Source organism: Sinomonas atrocyanea (assembly GCF_030811715.1).
Taxonomy (GTDB): Bacteria; Actinomycetota; Actinomycetes; order Actinomycetales; family Micrococcaceae; genus Sinomonas; species Sinomonas atrocyanea_A.
Map to the genome: position 1 here is coordinate 171,944 of NZ_JAUSRH010000006.1, position 15,134 is coordinate 187,077.

Here is a 15,134-nt window from a genome sequence, read left to right on the forward strand (position 1 = left end):
CGGCGCGGCTCGCCTCCAGCGGCCTGCCCCGCCCGGCTTCATTACTTAGTTCAGACCTTTTCCATCCATCTGTGTTGCGTCATATAGCGGATGCTTCCTGAAAGGAAAACCCAGTGCTCATTGCACAGCGCCCCACCCTGTCTGAAGAAGTAGTATCCGAGAACCGCTCCCGCTTCGTCATCGAGCCGCTGGAGCCGGGCTTCGGCTACACCCTCGGCAACTCGCTGCGCCGCACCCTGCTGTCCTCGATCCCGGGGGCTGCCGTCACCAGCATCCGGATTGACGGCGTGCTGCACGAATTCACCACGGTTGAGGGGGTCAAGGAGGATGTCACCGAGATCATCCTTAACCTGAAGAGCCTCTCGATCTCCTCCGACCAGGACGAGCCCGTCGTCGCGTACCTGCGCAAGCAGGGCCCCGGCGTCGTGACGGCCGCGGACATCGCCCCGCCGGCCGGCGTGGAGATCCACAACCCGGATCTGCACATCGCCACCCTGAACTCCAAGGGCAAGTTCGAGCTCGAGCTGACCATCGAGCGCGGCCGCGGGTACGTCTCCGCGGCGCAGAACAAGTCCGCGGACGCGGAGATCGGCCGCATCCCGGTCGACTCGATCTACTCCCCGGTGCTGAAGGTGACCTTCCGCGTCGAGGCGACCCGTGTCGAGCAGCGCACCGACTTCGACAAGCTCATCGTCGACGTGGAGACGAAGCCGGCCATCAAGCCGCGCGACGCCGTCGCGTCGGCCGGCACCACGCTCGTGGAGCTGTTCGGCCTCGCCCGCGAGCTGAACACCGCCGCCGAGGGCATCGAGATCGGCCCGTCGCCGACGGACGCCGCGCTCGCTGCGGACATGGCCCTGCCGATCGAGGACCTGGACCTCACCGTCCGTTCGTACAACTGCCTCAAGCGCGAGGGCATCCACACGGTGGGCGAGCTCGTGGCCCGTTCCGAGGCGGACCTGATGGACATCCGCAACTTCGGTGCCAAGTCGATCGACGAGGTCAAGGCCAAGCTCCTCGAGCTGGGCCTCTCGCTCAAGGATTCGCCGGTCGGCTTCGACCCCCTCGCTGCGCGCGCTGCCGCGGGCGACGAGGACGAGGCCGCGTACAGCGACGACGAGCTCTAAGAAGAATTTGCCCGCCGCCGGTGAGAGCCGGCAGCGGTCCACAACAGGAGAAACGACATGCCTGCACCCACCAAGGGTCCGCGTCTGGGCGGTGGCCCGGCGCACGAGCGCCTCATGCTCAACAACCTCGCCGCTGCGCTCTTCGAGCACAAGCGCATCACCACGACCGTGACGAAGGCCAAGCGCCTCCGCCCGGTGGCCGAGCGCCTCATCACGTTCGCGAAGCGCGGCGACCTCGCTTCGCGCCGCCGTGTCCAGGCCGCCATCTCGGCCCGCACGAACACCAACAAGGGCATCATCCACGAGCTCTTCACCGAGATCGCCCCGCAGCTGTCGGAGCGCAACGGTGGCTACACCCGCATCACCAAGATCGGCAACCGCAAGGGCGACAACGCCCCCATGGCTGTCATCGAGCTCGTGCTCGAGCCGGTCTCGGCGAAGCAGGCTGTGGTGAAGGAGGCCGAGAAGGCCGCCGAGAAGAGCGCGCCGAAGGCCGACGCCACCGTCGAGGCCCCGGCCGAGGAGACCGCCGTCGAGGAGACCGCTGCTGAGGCTCCCGCCGAGGCCGAGGTCACCGAGGCTCCGGCCGAGGAAGCCGCTGAGGCTCCCGCCGAGGAGAAGGCCGACGACGCCAAGTAGTCGCCTCCCGGCCGTCCCGCACCGTCGGGGCGTCTGATCCTCGCAGGGCCCCCGCTCCCATCAGGGAGCGGGGGCCCTGCTGCGTTCCCGGGCGGCGAGGCCGAGCCGGACCCCGGCTGTGGTGGGGCCGCGTCTAGGTGAGCCCGCCCGTGGGGAGGATGAGCGAGAAGACACTGCCGCAGCCGGGCTCGCTCTGCACCTGGAGCCGTCCGCCGTGGCGCTCGGCGACCATGCGCGTGAAGGACAGCCCGAGGCCCACGCCGGGGATGTCGAGCCCCCGGGCCGCCTCGGTGCGGAAGAACCGGTCGAAGATGTGCGGGCGGTCGTCGGCGGAGATGCCGATGCCGGTGTCGGCGACCTCGACGGTGGCCCATCCGCAGGCCTCGGCGGCCCGGAGGGTGACCACGCCGCCGTCGGGGGAGTACTTGACCGCGTTGGAGAGCAGGTTGTCGGCGGCCTGCCCGATGCGCAGCGGGTCGGCCTGCACCCACAGGTTCGCCGGGAGGTCGACGACGAGCCGCACCCGGGCGGCGTCGGCCGCCGTCTGCACGGCCTCGGCGCGGGCCGCGAGCACTGCGGAGAGGTCGATCCGGGCGGGCCTGATCGGGAGGGTGACCTCAGAGGAGGCCATGAGGTCGCGGGCCAGGTCGATGAGGCGCTCGGCGTTGCCCTGGGCGACCTCGAGCCGGGTCCTGGCCGCGGCCGGGAGCTCGGACTCGAGCGCGAGGTCGAGGTTGCCGAGCACAGACGTGAGGGGCGTGCGGAACTCGTGGGCCACTGTGCGCACGAGCTCGGCCTTGTCCTCGGCCGTCTGGGCGAGCTGGGTCACGTCGGTGTAGGAGACGACGGCGCCCCCGCGGTCGCCGTCGACCGGGCGCGCGACGACCTGGAGCGCCCGGGCCCGGGGCCCCCAGCCGAGCCAGACCATCTCCCCGTCGATCGCCTCGCCGCGGGCCGCCCGGTGGAGGACCCGGTGGTCCGGCTCGACCCGGGCCCGCCGGTCCTTCGTGAACACGGGGAAGGCCCGGTCGGCGATGTCGAAGTCCGCCGGGGACTCCCAGCCCACGCCCTCGAGCATGCTTCGGAACGCCTCGTTCCAGCGCACGGGCCGGCCGCCGGGGTCCACGGCGACGATCCCCACGCTCGCCGCGTCGAGGATCGTGGCCAGGAGGGCCTCCTTCTCCACGGCGTCCTCGAGGAGCTCCTTGAGCTTGGCCTGGTGCGCCCGCAGCTGGCGCTCCTGCAGGCGCAGGCCGGCTCCGGCGGCGCGGATCGCGACCGCGACCGTGAGCATGAGGGGCGGCAGCAGCAGGGCGTCGGTGAAGGCGGCATGGCCGCCTGCGCCGGGGGCCAGGAGCGTGGGCAGCGTGATGAGGAGCGGGCCGACGAGGGCCGTGGGCAGGGCGATGCGGGCCGAGAGCGTCGAGCCGGCGATCCAGATGACCGGGAACACGGCGAGCGCGCCGGTCCCCGTGAGCGCCCCGTGCGGGCCGCCGTTGCGCAGGAGCCACACGGAGACGAGGTCGAGGGCCGGGACGAAGAGCGCGGCGTCGGCGCTCAGCTGCTCCCAGGGCAGCACGAAGCACAGGAGCGCGGCCGCCATCTGGGCGAGGATGCCGGCGGCGAACAGGGGCGAGGCCGCCGCTTCCGACCAGGCCGCCGGGGCGGCGAGGGCAATGACGGCCACGGCCACGGAGAGCGGCAGTTGGCAGAGGAGCACGCGCGTGCGTGCCCCGGCCCGGTCCACGTAGCGGAGGACCTTGCCGGCGGTGGCCAGCTCCTTGACAGACACGATCCCTCCCGGATACGTGAGACGTCCCCCTTCACTTATTTATCATGCATAACGGATACTGTGACATAAGGGCATGGTTCCAATGACAGGCTGTGTCGCTTCCCGGTCGTATGGAGGGCTCACTGTGAACGGTCTGGGTATTGCGTTGGTCGTGGAGGATGACGAAGATATTCGCGGCCTCCTCGAGGATGTGTTGGGGCATGCCGGCTTCGACGTGCGGACGGCGTCGACGGGCCGAGAGGGCGCCGAACTGGCCCGCACTGAGCACCCCACCGTGGTCACGCTCGACGTCGGGCTGCCGGACATCGACGGCTTCGAGGTCCTCCGGCGGATCCGGGGTGCCAGCGACGCCTACGTGGTGATGGTCTCCGCGCGGGACGAGGAGCCGGATGCCCTGTTCGCGCTCCAGTCCGGGGCGGATGACTACCTCACCAAGCCGTTCCGTCCCCGCGAGCTGCGCGCCAGGATCGGCGCGATGCTGCGCCGGCCCCGCGCGGGCCACGTGGCGGGCACGGCCGGTGCTCTGGCCACAGCGGGCGGCGACCCCCGGCCGCCGCAGGCACACGCTCACGGGTGGATGCCCCGGCCCGAGCAGGCGCCGAGGCCGTCGGAGCAGGGGCGGCCCTACCCCGCACCGACTCCGCCCCAGCCCGGCGACCGCGTGCTGCGCAATGGTCGCCTGGCGCTGGATCCGCACACCCGCATGGCATCGGTGGCCGGAGTGGAGCTCGAGCTCACCCGCAGCGAGTTCGACCTGCTGCACGCGCTCCTGCGCGCGGGCGGACGGGTGCTGACCCGGGCCGAGCTCGTCCGGGTGGCCCGGGGCGACCGGTTCCGCGACGACGCGTACGTGAGCGAGGCGGACGAGCGCGCCGTCGAGGTCCACATCGGCAATCTGCGCCGCAAACTCGGCGACGACCCACGCGCCCCGCGCTGGCTCATGACGATCAGGGGCGTGGGCTACCGGCTCCGGCCGGCGGCCGGCTGAGCCCTGCGGCCTCGCCCGGCCGCGGCCGTCGGCGCGGCGGGGACCCCGCGCGCCAGGACCACGGCGGTGACATCCCCGCACGCGAGGGCCTGGGGCAGGAGGGCCATCGCGGCCCGGGGCCCGTCCGCCCGCACGCGCCCGACGCCGCGGTCCGCGGCGTCGGCGAGGCGCACCGCCCCGGCCATGGATGCCGCGGTGCGACGGTGGACCGCTCGGCGAGCCCGAGGTAGGCGGCCCGGCGGGTGCGGCCCACCTGCATGTCCTGCAGGGTAGGGGAGAGCTCCTGCGCGAACGGCCCGCGGCCCGTGGCGGCGCCCCGGGACACGGCGGCCTCGAAGCCGTGGCCAACCTCAACAGAGATGAGCAGCTGGTCGAGGGTGTTCGGCAGCTCCCGTTAGATCGCGGTCTGCCGCAAGCCTGTGATGGGCCATCGCGTGCAGGCGAGCGTACCGTCGCGGTGTGCGTGGCGGACGAGGCGGGGGGAGCCCCCCGCTGTCCCGTCCTGAAGGAACAGGCCAACAGGTTGGCATCCGAGATTCTGGCAAGGAATGCCCAAGGATCCCCAGCGGATCGGCTCCCGGCCCCTCTTCCCTTGGAATGATCGCTCCAGTAGCAGCGCCGGCCCCCTCCTGGGCATCCGGCCGGACGCGCGGAATCGGGGGAATGGAATGATCAGCCTGACGTGGCCTAAGCCCAGGGGCGCCGTGGGCGTCCGGACCGAAAGCCCTTCCCGGGCCGCCGTGCGCGGTGGAGTCGCTGATTGCATAGGCCTGATTGTGGCGGTCGCGTTCGCGCTGCTGACTGTGTGGCACATCGATGCCACCGACCGGTCGTCGATGCTGTACTACGACGGAGACTCGGTGCTGCCAGCGCTGGTTCGCGGGTCGATCCAGTCGGGGCAGCCGCAGGATTGGGCCCTCTCGGCTGTGCTGTTCATCCCAGAGATGGGGCTGTACTTCGCCCTTTCCGCGCTGGGGCTCGGGATCAAGGCCACCTTCGCGCTCAACGCAGCCATCAACCTGACCCTCTTTTACGGATTGCTCAGATTCTTGAGCGGTGTCGTCCAGCACGACCGCCCGCGGGTCCACCGGGTCGTGGGTGCGCTTGCCGCCTTCGGGACGGCCACGGGCCTGGCGCTCCTGGAGGACTCCCCTGGCCGGAATACCTTCGAGCTCGCATCGCTCCTTGCGACCACGACGTACTATAGCATGACGCTCCTCGCCTCGGTCGCCACGACGGGGCTCGCTGCACGGCTCGTCGCGCCCGGAGCTCGAAGCCGTTGGCGTTGGCTCGAGCTGGCTCTCGTGGTCGTCGGCGCGCTCTCGAGTTTGACGAACCCCCTGTTCCTGGCCTGGGAGGTGCTCCCCGTCGCTGTCGTGCTCGGGCTCATCGCGTGGCGGCGGGTGATCAGCTGGCGACGATTTGCGTTTGTCGGCGTGCTCTTGGCCGCCGGCAGTGGGCTCGGTCTTCTGGCACGAATCCTCTTCGCGTCCCTCATCCTCAAGGACGGGCCCTCCTACGCCAAGCCGGGGGTGGCCGGGCTCACCGCCATCTTCTACCCAGTCATGCTGGCAGAGCGGGCGTCGACCATCGCGGGAGCCGTGTGGCTCACCATCATCGTCTCTCTGATCCTCATCTCCGCGATCGTCTTCCGCAGGTCCCTCGCGGTACGTGATGCGCGCGCCGCCCTCGTCAGCGGACTGGGATGGGTGGCGCCGTTGGCGGTCCTCGGCGGAGTGATCGTGCTTGGCCAATTCTGGATCCGATACCTTCAGCCGATGTATTTCGCTCCCGTGTGCACTCTGGTGTTGGCACCAAGGCTCTTCGTGCACGGTTCGGCGTTGATCCGACGCCTTCCCAAGGGGACGGTCAAGGGCCTTCTCGTGGGCGTTGTCGTCGGTTGCCTGGGTGCCTCGGCAGCGGCGACGGGAGCGCTGAGCCGGTCGGCCGCCGTCGTCGATCCTGATGTCCGCTGCGTCGGCACCTGGGTGAGCGCAAGCCATGAGATCGGCGCGGGAAGGTTCTGGACCATCCGCGCCCCCAAGGCCTTTCTTCCTGAGCCTGGCCAGCTCGTCCAGGTGGACAGCCACTTCGGAGAGTACCCGTGGCTCGCCGACCGGGCGGACTACTCGAGCGCAAGGGTGTCCTTCGTGCTCACCGACTCGGAGGCCACCCCGTTCGTCCTGCCTTCCGTGGCCGAGACTGCCCCGTCCAGCACCATCCGCTGCGGCCGCTACACGATCACTGACTTCGGCTCCCCGATCCTTCCTATAGGCCCAGCTACCCCCGACGCCATACCGTGAGGCGGCCGCTCCCGGCTGATCTTGGGCGACTGTGAGGCGATGACCTCCCTGGACGAGGGCCGGGAGGCGGGCGCCCTCAGTGGTGTGCCCGGGTGGCGACCGGCAGGGCCCCAGTGGTCGGCCCGGTCCACGTCCATCAGCACCGGCCACTGCTCGGCGAGGGATCTGAGTCGCCCCGGAGCTGGGCATCGTCATCCGCAAGGGTCTGGCCCGCGCATGGCCTTCCTGCCGGATTCCTGTCAGGGCCCGCGGCGATGGGTCGGTGGTCGGACCCGGCGGCGTCAAAGCGTCGGCCTCCTCAGCCGTGGCCCAAGGTCAAGCGGAGAGGTGCAGCTCCCACGCCGGATCCGTCGGGTGCATCTTCGAGGGCCTCGTGTGCATACTCCCATCTGTCAGGGGCCCGGCCGCCGTCGAAGCGGTAGGGGATCCAGTTGTCCAGCGTCCCCGGCCGTGGCCGGCCGTGGTCTCCGCCAGCCTGTAAGGCCAGCCTGTAAGGTTTCCGGCGTCGCGGACCGGCGATCGGCGGCGTGCTCTCGAGCCGCGCAGCAGCGGCGCTGCAGCATTTCGCATCGAAAGCCCGGTGCTGGCACCCGGATGGGACCGCCGAGGGATGCTGGGAACCACTTTGCCGAGCATTCCCCCAAGTCCTCCCAAGCTTTTCCCGAAGTCCGGAGTCCACCCGCGGCGGGGCGCCTAGCGTTGATCGTGGAGCTGGTAACCGCCAGCGGAACCACCCCAAACAGGAGACAGACAATGCTTTCTCTCATCGCTTCCCTGCACGTCCTGGGCATCAAGGCCAAGGAGCGCTTCCTCTCCGACGAGAAGGGTGCCACCGCCGTCGAGTACGGCATCATGGTCGCCCTCATCGCCGTCGTCATCATCGTGGCTGTGACCCTGCTCGGTGGCAACCTCAAGACGATGTTCAACAACGTCGCCACCCAGGTTCCGACGACCGCGTGATCCGTCCCAAGATGCGCCGCCACTGCTCGGGCGAAGAGGGTGCTACCGCTGTCGAGTACGGCATCATGGTCGCCCTCATCGCCGTCGTCATCATCGTTGCCGTCAGCCTTCTCGGTGGCAATCTCCAGGCGATGTTCAACAACGTCGCCGGGCAGGTTCCCACGACCGCGTGATCTGTTGAGGCCGCCCGGATCCGTCCCACGCCGGCTCCGGGCGGTCTCTTCGTGTCCGCCCCGTTCACCCGACCAAAGGGGAGTCCCCATGCGTGCACAGCACCCTGAGCGCGGAGCCGCTGCAGTCGAGTTCGCACTCGTCCTGCCGGCCCTGCTCCTGCTGGTGCTCGGTATCATCGACTTCGGCCGGATCTTCAGCGCCCAGCAGACGCTCACGTACGCTGCCCGCGCCGGGGCGCGTGTCATGGTCCTGCAGAACAGCCAGACCGCAGCGGTCACCGCCGCGCAGAATGCGGCCTCCCCGCTCGGCCAGCTCCCGTCGTCGTCGTTCGCCGTCTCGCCGTCGACGTGCACGTCGGGAACGCAGGTGGCCTTCACCGTGAACTACACGTTCTCCGGCACCGGCTTCTTCGGCACCTTTCCTCTCCAGGGCAAGGGGGTCATGCTGTGCGGCGGGTGATCGCGAAGTGCGACGGCGGGGCGGACCGTGAACGAGGGGCCGTCGCCGTGGTGACAGCCCTGCTCTTGGTCGTGCTGCTGGCCGCAGGCGCCCTCGCGGTCGACGGCGGGATGCTCTACGCCAAGCGTGCGCAGCTCCAGAGCGGCGCGGACGCTGCGGCTATCGCCGTGGCCCAGAAGTGCGGCGCGTCGCTCAGCGACACCCAATGCTCAAGCACCTCCCCGCTTGCCACCTCGCTCGCGCAGTCCAACATGTACCAGGCGCAGGCCGGCATCGCGTCCCTAACCGTCAACACCACGGCCCAGACCGTCACCGCAGCCACGCAGCCGCTCCAGCCCGGCATGCAGGCGGGCTCGGTCTCGCTGTTTCTGGCCCAGACGCTGGGCATCACGAGCGCGACGCTGGGAACGACGGCGACGGCGGCGTGGGGGAGCCCCAGCAAGGGCATCGCCCCGTTCCCGCTGGCCTTCTCCGTGTGCCAGGTCCAGGGCATGGTCGGCGGGGCATACCAGCTGCTTCAGGACCACGGCTCCGGCGCCAACCCGAGCTGCGGCTACGGCCCCTCCGGGGCGGTGGTCCCGGGAGGGTTCGGCTGGCTCGTGCAGGATCCGAACCAATGCGGTGCGACGATCGACATCGCATTGTCCGAGGGCGGCAGCGTCCCCGGCAACAGCGGACCTTCGAACTGCGACACCATCCTCAACCAATGGGCCACCGCGATTCAGGCTGGCCAGACAGCGGTCGTTCTGCTCCCGGTATTCACAGCAGTGTCGGGAACCGGCAGCTCGGCCATCTACACGCTCGCGGGCTTCGCAGCGTTCAAGGTCCTCGGCTGGAAATTCTCCGGGGGAACGAGCCTTCCCTCCGTGTACAACAACCAGAACCCCAACGGTTCCTCGGCCTTGGCCTGCACGGGCAACTGCCGCGGGATCATCGGCCAGTTCATCAAGTACGTCGACTTGGACAGCGTCTACCAGCTCGGCCCTTCGACAAGCTTCGGCGCGACGATCGTCAAGCTCACCAACTGACCGCACCACCGAACCACCGAACTCAGGAGCATCGTGAAGTCCAGACTCGTTGCCGGCGCCGCCGCCCTCGTCGCGGCCATCCTCGGAGTCGTGCTCGTGGTCGCCTACGCCAACGGCGCCGACGCCCGGGCCCAGGCCGGGATGAAGCCGACCGACGTCCTGGTCGTCACCAAGCCCATCACGCAGGGCGCCCCCGCCGCCAGCATCGCTGACTCGGTGCAGCTGAAGCCGCTCCCAGCCAGTGCAATCGCGCCGACGGCGCTGCACTCCCTCGACGGAATGTCCGGCAAGGTCGTCTCCGTCGCGATGCAGCCGGGCGAGCAGCTGCTCTCGGACCACCTCGCCGACCCGAGCACGCTGACCGCCCCCGGCTCGGTGGCGGTGCCGGCGGGCCTCCAGCAGGTCTCGTTCTCGATCAGCGCAGACCGTGCGGTGGGCGGCAAGCTCCAGGCCGGCGACACCGTGGGCGTCTTCCTCTCCTTCGACCACGGGGCCGTCCCCACCGGCGGCCCGGAGTCCACGGCCCTGGTCTACCACTCGGTCCTCATCACCTCGCTGCAGGGTGAGCCCCAGAACCCGGACAACTCCAAGCCGGCAACGGGCAGCATCACGCTGACCGTCGCGGTCAACGACATCCAGGCCACGAAGATCGTCTTCGCGGCCCAGTGGGGCACCATCTGGCTGAGCAAGGAACAGCCCAACCTCCCGCAGACGACCCCGAACCCGATCGACCGATCAAAGGTGTACCAATGAGCCGCTTCGTGCTGATCACCCCGAGCCCCGACTTCGCGGAGCGCATGCGGGCAGCGGTCGAGGGCGCGCTCCCGGGCGGAGTGCACACGGTCCCCACCGCGGAACTGCCCGAGCAGCCCGAGCAGATCTTCGACCTGCTCGGCGGGGTGCGGCCCGCCGTTGTCGTCCTCGGACCCAGCGTGCCGCTCGACGGCGCGCTGCGCCTCGCAACCGTCTTCGACATCCGCTTCCCCGATGTCTCCATCCTGCTGGCAGCGGAAGCCGACGCGGAGCTCATGCTCCAGGCCATGCGGGCCGGCATCCGCGACGTGGTGTCTGCCAACGTCGAGCCGGACCAGCTGCGGGTTGTCCTTCAGCGCTCTGTGCAGACCTCGGAGGGGCGGCGCCGCGAGTCGAGTGTGCCGCCCCCCGCCAAGGACCACCGGGGCCGCGTCATCGGCGTCTTCTCGCCCAAAGGCGGCGTCGGCAAGACGACGCTCGCGACGAACATCGCCGTCGGCCTCGGCAAGGTCTCGCCCATGAACGTCGTCATCGTCGACCTCGACCTCCAGTTCGGCGATGTCGCCTCCGGACTCGATCTCGATCCCGAGCACACCGTCACGGACGCCGTCTCCCGCGCAGCGGCCCAGGACTCACTCGTGCTCAAGGCATTCCTCACGCTCCACCCGGCCGGGATCTACGCCCTGTGCGCGCCCCGCGATCCAGTCGAGGCGGACCACATCACGCCAGAGCAGGTCGCGCGCCTCGTCCGCCAGCTCGCCGACCAGTTCGACTACGTCATCGTGGACACTGCGCCGGGACTGGGCGAGTGCACGCTCTCGGCGCTCGAGGAGTGCACCGACGGCGTGTGGGTCACTGGTATGGACGTCCCGGGCGTACGCGGCCTGCGCTCGAGCCTCGACGTCCTGAGCCGGCTCGGGCTCCTCCCCGAGACGCGCCACCTCGTGATCAACATGGCCGACGCGAAGGCCGACCTGAGCGTGCGCGACGTCGAGGCAACCGTCGGGGTTCCGGTCGACGTGAGCGTCCCCCGCTCGCGCTGGGTCTCCTACTCGACCAATCGTGGAGTCCCTGTCCTCCAGTCCAGCCGCCGTGACAAGGCAACGACCGCTCTCGGCTATGTCGTCGACAGGTTCACTCCCGACGGCACTGCCAAAGCACGCCGCCGTCTCCACCGAAGGGTTGTGGTCTCATGAAGCTCTCCGAACGCATCAGCATCGCCGAGGGCCGCCCGGCCCCCGCCGCCCCAACTGCGGCTTTCAGCGCCGTGGACCCCGACGCGCACGTCGTTCCCGCCGCGGCGCCCGGGGGCCCGGCCGTGGCCGCCGCGCCGGCGGCCACGGACGCCCTCGCTGGCCTCAAGCAGCGCGCTGCCGAGGCCCTGTTCGAGCGGATGGGCTCGCGCTTCGGCGACTCGGGGGCCACCGAGGAAGAGCTGCGCTCCGCCGCCCGGGACGAGCTCACCGAGGTCATCGACGCCGAGCGCGTCCCGCTCAGTGCCACCGAGCGGACGCGCCTGCTGCGCGACATCGAGGACGACGTCCTCGGCTACGGTCCGCTCCAGCGGCTCCTCGACGACGACGACGTCACCGAGATCATGGTCAACCGCCACGACCAGATCTACATCGAGCGCAAGGGCCATCTGGTGCTCGCAGAGCAGCAATTCCGCTCGGAGCAGCAGCTGCGCACGGTCATCGAGCGCATCGTCTCCCGTGTCGGGCGCCGCATCGACGAATCGTCCCCCCTCGTGGACGCCCGCCTGGCCGACGGCTCCCGCGTCAACGCCGTGATCCCCCCTCTGGCCGTCGGCGGCTCCTCGCTCACCATCCGAAAGTTCGGGAAGGTCCCGCTCACGGTGCGGGACCTCATCGGCTTCGGAACCCTCACTCTCGAGATGGCCGAGCTCCTCCAGGCATGCGTCAAGGCCAAGCTGAACATCATCGTCTCGGGAGGTACCGGCACAGGAAAGACGACCCTGCTGAACGTGCTCTCATCCTTCATCCCGGACGACGAGCGCATCGTCACCATTGAGGACGCCGTGGAGTTGCAGATCCAGCAGGAGCACGTGGTCCGGCTCGAGAGCCGGCCGCAGAACACCGAGGGCAAGGGTGAGATCACCATCCGCGACCTCGTCCGCAACTCCCTGCGCATGCGGCCCGATCGCATCGTGGTGGGCGAGGTCCGCGGCGGAGAGTCCCTCGACATGCTCCAGGCCATGAACACTGGCCACGACGGCTCCCTCTCGACCGTGCACTCCAACTCCCCCCGCGACGCGATCGCGCGCCTCGAGACCCTCGTGCTCATGGCCGGCATGGACCTGCCCCTGCGCGCCATCCGCGAGCAGATCGCCTCGGCCGTGAACCTCATCGTGCAGATCTCCCGCCTGCGCGACGGCACCCGCCGCATCACCCACGTCACCGAGGTCCAGGGCATGGAGGGCGAGATCGTCACGCTCCAGGACGCGTTCGTCTTCGACTACGGTGCGGGAGTAGACGGGCACGGCCGTTTCCTCGGCAAGCCCATCGCCACGGGAGTGCGGCCGCGGTTCCTCGAGCGCTTCGAGGACCTCGGCATCCACGTCCGCCCGAGTGTGTTCGCCTCGGCCGCCCAGCCTCAGGAGCAGCCGTGGAAATGATGCTCGCCTGCGGCCTCATCCTCGCCAGCGGCCTCATCTCAACCCTCCTCGCCCTGCGTCCGGGGCATCGCGCCCTCCCCGCCTCCCGGCGCCGTCCTCCCGCCGCCTCCAACGGAACGGGCTTCGGGCGCGCCGCGGCCGGGTTCGCAGACGCCCTCCAGAGATGGATCTCGGCGCGGCGCTTCCGCGTCGTCTCCCCCGAGTCACTCGACCTCGCCGGGCTGCGCGTCCGCCAGGCCGACCTGCTCATCTGGGTGATCGCAGGCGCAGCCATGGGCATCGCCCTCGGCCTCCTCGGCGGCAGCCTCGGGATCGGCATCCTGCTCGCGCTCCTCGCGCCGGTCGCTCCGCACCTGCTCGTGCGCTCCCGGATCGGCAAGCGCCGCAAGCGGTTCGACACCCAGCTCCCGGACACCCTGAACCTGCTCGCAGGGGGCCTGCGCGCCGGCCACAGCATCCTGAGGGCGATCGACGCGGCCGCCGCCGAGAGCCCGGAGCCGACGGCGAACGAGATGCGCCGCCTCGTTCACGAGACCGCGCTGGGCCGCGACCTGCTCGCCTCTCTGCAGGACACCTCCACGCGGATGCGGAACGAGGACTTCGTCTGGGTCGCACAGGCCATCCAGATCAACCGGGAGGTCGGCGGCAACCTCGCCGACGTCCTCGACCAGGTCAACGAGACCATCCGCGAGCGAAGCGAGATCAAAGGCCACATCTCGGCGCTGGCCGCGGAAGGCAAGTTCTCCGCGTACATCCTTATGGCGCTGCCCATCGGCATCGTCGTCATGCTCATGCTGGTCAATCCCAGCTACATGACCCCCATGTTCACAGACCCGCTCGGCTGGGCGATGATCGGCGCGTCCGTGGTGCTCATGGGCATCGGCGGGTTCTGGCTGAAGAAGATCATCACCATCCAGTTCTAGGAAGCAGCTATGGCCATCCCCCTCCTCGCAGCCGCTGTCGTCGGCGCCGCCCTCGCGGCCCTATGCTGGTCCCTCCTCTCGGTCGACCGTGTCGGGTTCCGCGCAATCCGGACGAACCTCGGCCGCGGCATCGCCCCCGCCGCCACGGCGCCGCAGACGAGCCCGGACCTCAGCGCCGTCCTCGAGGGGATCACCCGTCGACTCACTCCCGCGGCCTACGTCCGCCGCCTCGACAGGCTCCTCATGCACGCGGGTCGACCGGCGTCCCTCCCTCTCGGACGCCTCCTCGCCGCGAAGCCCGCCCTCGCCCTCCTGGGCGCAGTGTCCGGCCTGCTCGTGCTGTCGCTCGACTCGATCCCCACGTTCCGGCTCATCGCACTGTTCCTGGTGGTCTTCGGATACATGGTTCCCGACCTCATGCTCCTGAGCCGCGGCATGGAACGCCAGAAGATCATTCAGCGCGACCTCCCCAACACTCTCGACCAGCTCCTCATCTCGGTCGAAGCCGGCCTCGGCTTCGAAGCCGCCCTCGCCCGGGCAAGCTCGAACGGCAAGGGCCCGCTCGCTGAAGAACTCGCGCGCACCCTCCAGGACATGCAGGTCGGCCGGTCCCGGCGCGAGGCCTACCTCGGCCTCGCCGAACGCACCACAGCAGCAGAGGTCCGTAGCTTCGTCCAGGCCGTCGTCCAGGCCGACGCGTACGGCATCGCGATCGCCCGGGTGCTCCACATCCAGGCCAAGGCCATGCGCGTCAAACGCCGTCAGCGCGCCGAGGAACAGGCGATGAAGCTCCCCGTCAAGGTGCTCTTCCCGTTGCTCTTCTTCATCTTTCCGGTGCTGTTCATCGCGATCCTCGGACCCGCTGTCATCAACACCATCGCAACGTTGTCGGGGCGGTAGCGCATGGGCACGAAACAGACCGTCGTGACCGCGCCCGGCAGAGTGTCCGAGAGGGCAGGCGGCGTCCAGCCGCTCGTGGACCCCGCGGCCCTGCAGGGGCTCGCCGAGGACGTCGGCCCCGAGACGGCGGCGTCATTCTCACGCGCCTTCGTGCGCCTCTGGCCGCGACGCCGTGACAGCCTCATCGCCGCCCTCGGACAGGACGACTACGGTGCCGCACACGACGCTGCCCTCAGCCTGCGGAGCTCCTCTGCGATGGTCGGAGCCTCCCGACTCGCCGGGCTCGCCGGGCAGCTCGAACGGTGCTTGCGTGCGGAAGGCACAGTCGCTGCGGCAAGGTTTCTCCCGTCGATTCTCGAGTGCGGGCCCCCCACCCTGTTGCGGCTGTCCAATGACAGCAGCGTGAGCATAGGGGGACCCGGCGAACTGCAGTAATCCGTTTGCTGAGTCCGG

General features: G+C 69.8%; 16 protein-coding genes. 14 read left to right on the forward strand and 2 right to left on the reverse strand.

Translation table 11 applies throughout. The annotated features are described in order from the left end of the window. The first annotated feature begins 113 nt into the window (after positions 1-113). Entirely contained in the window at positions 114-1,127 is a 1,014-nt protein-coding gene (locus J2W21_RS11565; protein ID WP_307114648.1) for a DNA-directed RNA polymerase subunit alpha, read from the forward strand. 57 nt (positions 1,128-1,184) lie between these two features. Next, positions 1,185-1,766, forward strand: a complete 582-nt coding sequence (gene rplQ / locus J2W21_RS11570) for a 50S ribosomal protein L17 (RefSeq protein WP_307114649.1) — start codon at positions 1,185-1,187, stop codon at positions 1,764-1,766. 133 nt (positions 1,767-1,899) lie between these two features. Here rplQ and J2W21_RS11575 read toward each other — a convergent pair whose 3' ends face one another. Then, complete coding sequence (locus tag J2W21_RS11575) at positions 1,900-3,558, reverse strand: sensor histidine kinase (RefSeq protein ID WP_307114650.1); 1,659 nt, start codon at positions 3,556-3,558, stop codon at positions 1,900-1,902. A 124-nt stretch (positions 3,559-3,682) separates the two neighbouring features. Here J2W21_RS11575 and J2W21_RS11580 point away from each other — a divergent pair, with 124 nt between their 5' ends. Further along, on the forward strand, positions 3,683-4,546 hold the full coding sequence (locus J2W21_RS11580) for a response regulator transcription factor (protein WP_307114651.1): 864 nt from the start codon (positions 3,683-3,685) through the stop codon (positions 4,544-4,546). Here J2W21_RS11580 and J2W21_RS11585 read toward each other — a convergent pair. After that, on the reverse strand, positions 4,519-4,731 hold the full coding sequence (locus J2W21_RS11585; protein WP_307114652.1) for a hypothetical protein: 213 nt from the start codon (positions 4,729-4,731) through the stop codon (positions 4,519-4,521). The genes J2W21_RS11580 and J2W21_RS11585 overlap by 28 nt on opposite strands. A gap of 591 nt (positions 4,732-5,322) precedes the next feature. On the opposite strand from J2W21_RS11585, the gene J2W21_RS11590 reads away from it, so the two are divergent. The 11 genes from J2W21_RS11590 (at position 5,323) to J2W21_RS19810 (ending at position 15,116) form a co-directional block, all read left to right on the forward strand. Then, positions 5,323-6,849: a hypothetical protein gene (locus J2W21_RS11590; RefSeq protein WP_307114653.1), complete on the forward strand. Its 1,527-nt coding sequence runs from the start codon at positions 5,323-5,325 to the stop codon at positions 6,847-6,849. A 753-nt stretch (positions 6,850-7,602) separates the two neighbouring features. Continuing rightward, positions 7,603-7,809 carry a Flp family type IVb pilin gene (locus J2W21_RS11595; protein ID WP_307114654.1) on the forward strand — a complete coding sequence of 69 codons (207 nt, stop codon included), beginning with the start codon at positions 7,603-7,605 and terminating at the stop codon, positions 7,807-7,809. Next, on the forward strand, positions 7,806-7,982 hold the full coding sequence (locus tag J2W21_RS11600) for a Flp family type IVb pilin (protein WP_307114655.1): 177 nt from the start codon (positions 7,806-7,808) through the stop codon (positions 7,980-7,982). The genes J2W21_RS11595 and J2W21_RS11600 overlap by 4 nt, the downstream gene beginning before the upstream one ends. A gap of 88 nt (positions 7,983-8,070) precedes the next feature. Further along, the gene (locus tag J2W21_RS11605) at positions 8,071-8,442 is read left to right on the forward strand and encodes a TadE/TadG family type IV pilus assembly protein (protein WP_307114656.1); all 372 of its coding nucleotides are present in this window, start codon (positions 8,071-8,073) and stop codon (positions 8,440-8,442) included. Further along, positions 8,430-9,470, forward strand: coding sequence for a pilus assembly protein TadG-related protein (locus J2W21_RS11610; protein WP_307114657.1), 1,041 nt, complete (start codon positions 8,430-8,432; stop codon positions 9,468-9,470). The genes J2W21_RS11605 and J2W21_RS11610 overlap by 13 nt, the downstream gene beginning before the upstream one ends. A 33-nt stretch (positions 9,471-9,503) precedes the next feature. Further along, positions 9,504-10,223: a Flp pilus assembly protein CpaB gene (cpaB, locus tag J2W21_RS11615; RefSeq protein ID WP_307114658.1), complete on the forward strand. Its 720-nt coding sequence runs from the start codon at positions 9,504-9,506 to the stop codon at positions 10,221-10,223. Beyond that, positions 10,220-11,419: an AAA family ATPase gene (locus J2W21_RS11620; RefSeq protein ID WP_307114659.1), complete on the forward strand. Its 1,200-nt coding sequence runs from the start codon at positions 10,220-10,222 to the stop codon at positions 11,417-11,419. Before cpaB ends, J2W21_RS11620 begins: the two co-directional genes overlap by 4 nt. Continuing rightward, on the forward strand, positions 11,416-12,858 hold the full coding sequence (locus J2W21_RS11625; RefSeq protein ID WP_307114660.1) for a CpaF family protein: 1,443 nt from the start codon (positions 11,416-11,418) through the stop codon (positions 12,856-12,858). The genes J2W21_RS11620 and J2W21_RS11625 overlap by 4 nt, the downstream gene beginning before the upstream one ends. Next, complete coding sequence (locus J2W21_RS11630; protein WP_307114706.1) at positions 12,855-13,781, forward strand: type II secretion system F family protein; 927 nt, start codon at positions 12,855-12,857, stop codon at positions 13,779-13,781. Before J2W21_RS11625 ends, J2W21_RS11630 begins: the two co-directional genes overlap by 4 nt. A 9-nt stretch (positions 13,782-13,790) precedes the next feature. Next, positions 13,791-14,681, forward strand: coding sequence for a type II secretion system F family protein (locus J2W21_RS11635; protein WP_307114661.1), 891 nt, complete (start codon positions 13,791-13,793; stop codon positions 14,679-14,681). Between the two features lie 3 nt (positions 14,682-14,684). After that, entirely contained in the window at positions 14,685-15,116 is a 432-nt protein-coding gene (locus J2W21_RS19810; RefSeq protein ID WP_373423103.1) for an Hpt domain-containing protein, read from the forward strand. Positions 15,117-15,134: the final 18 nt, after the last annotated feature.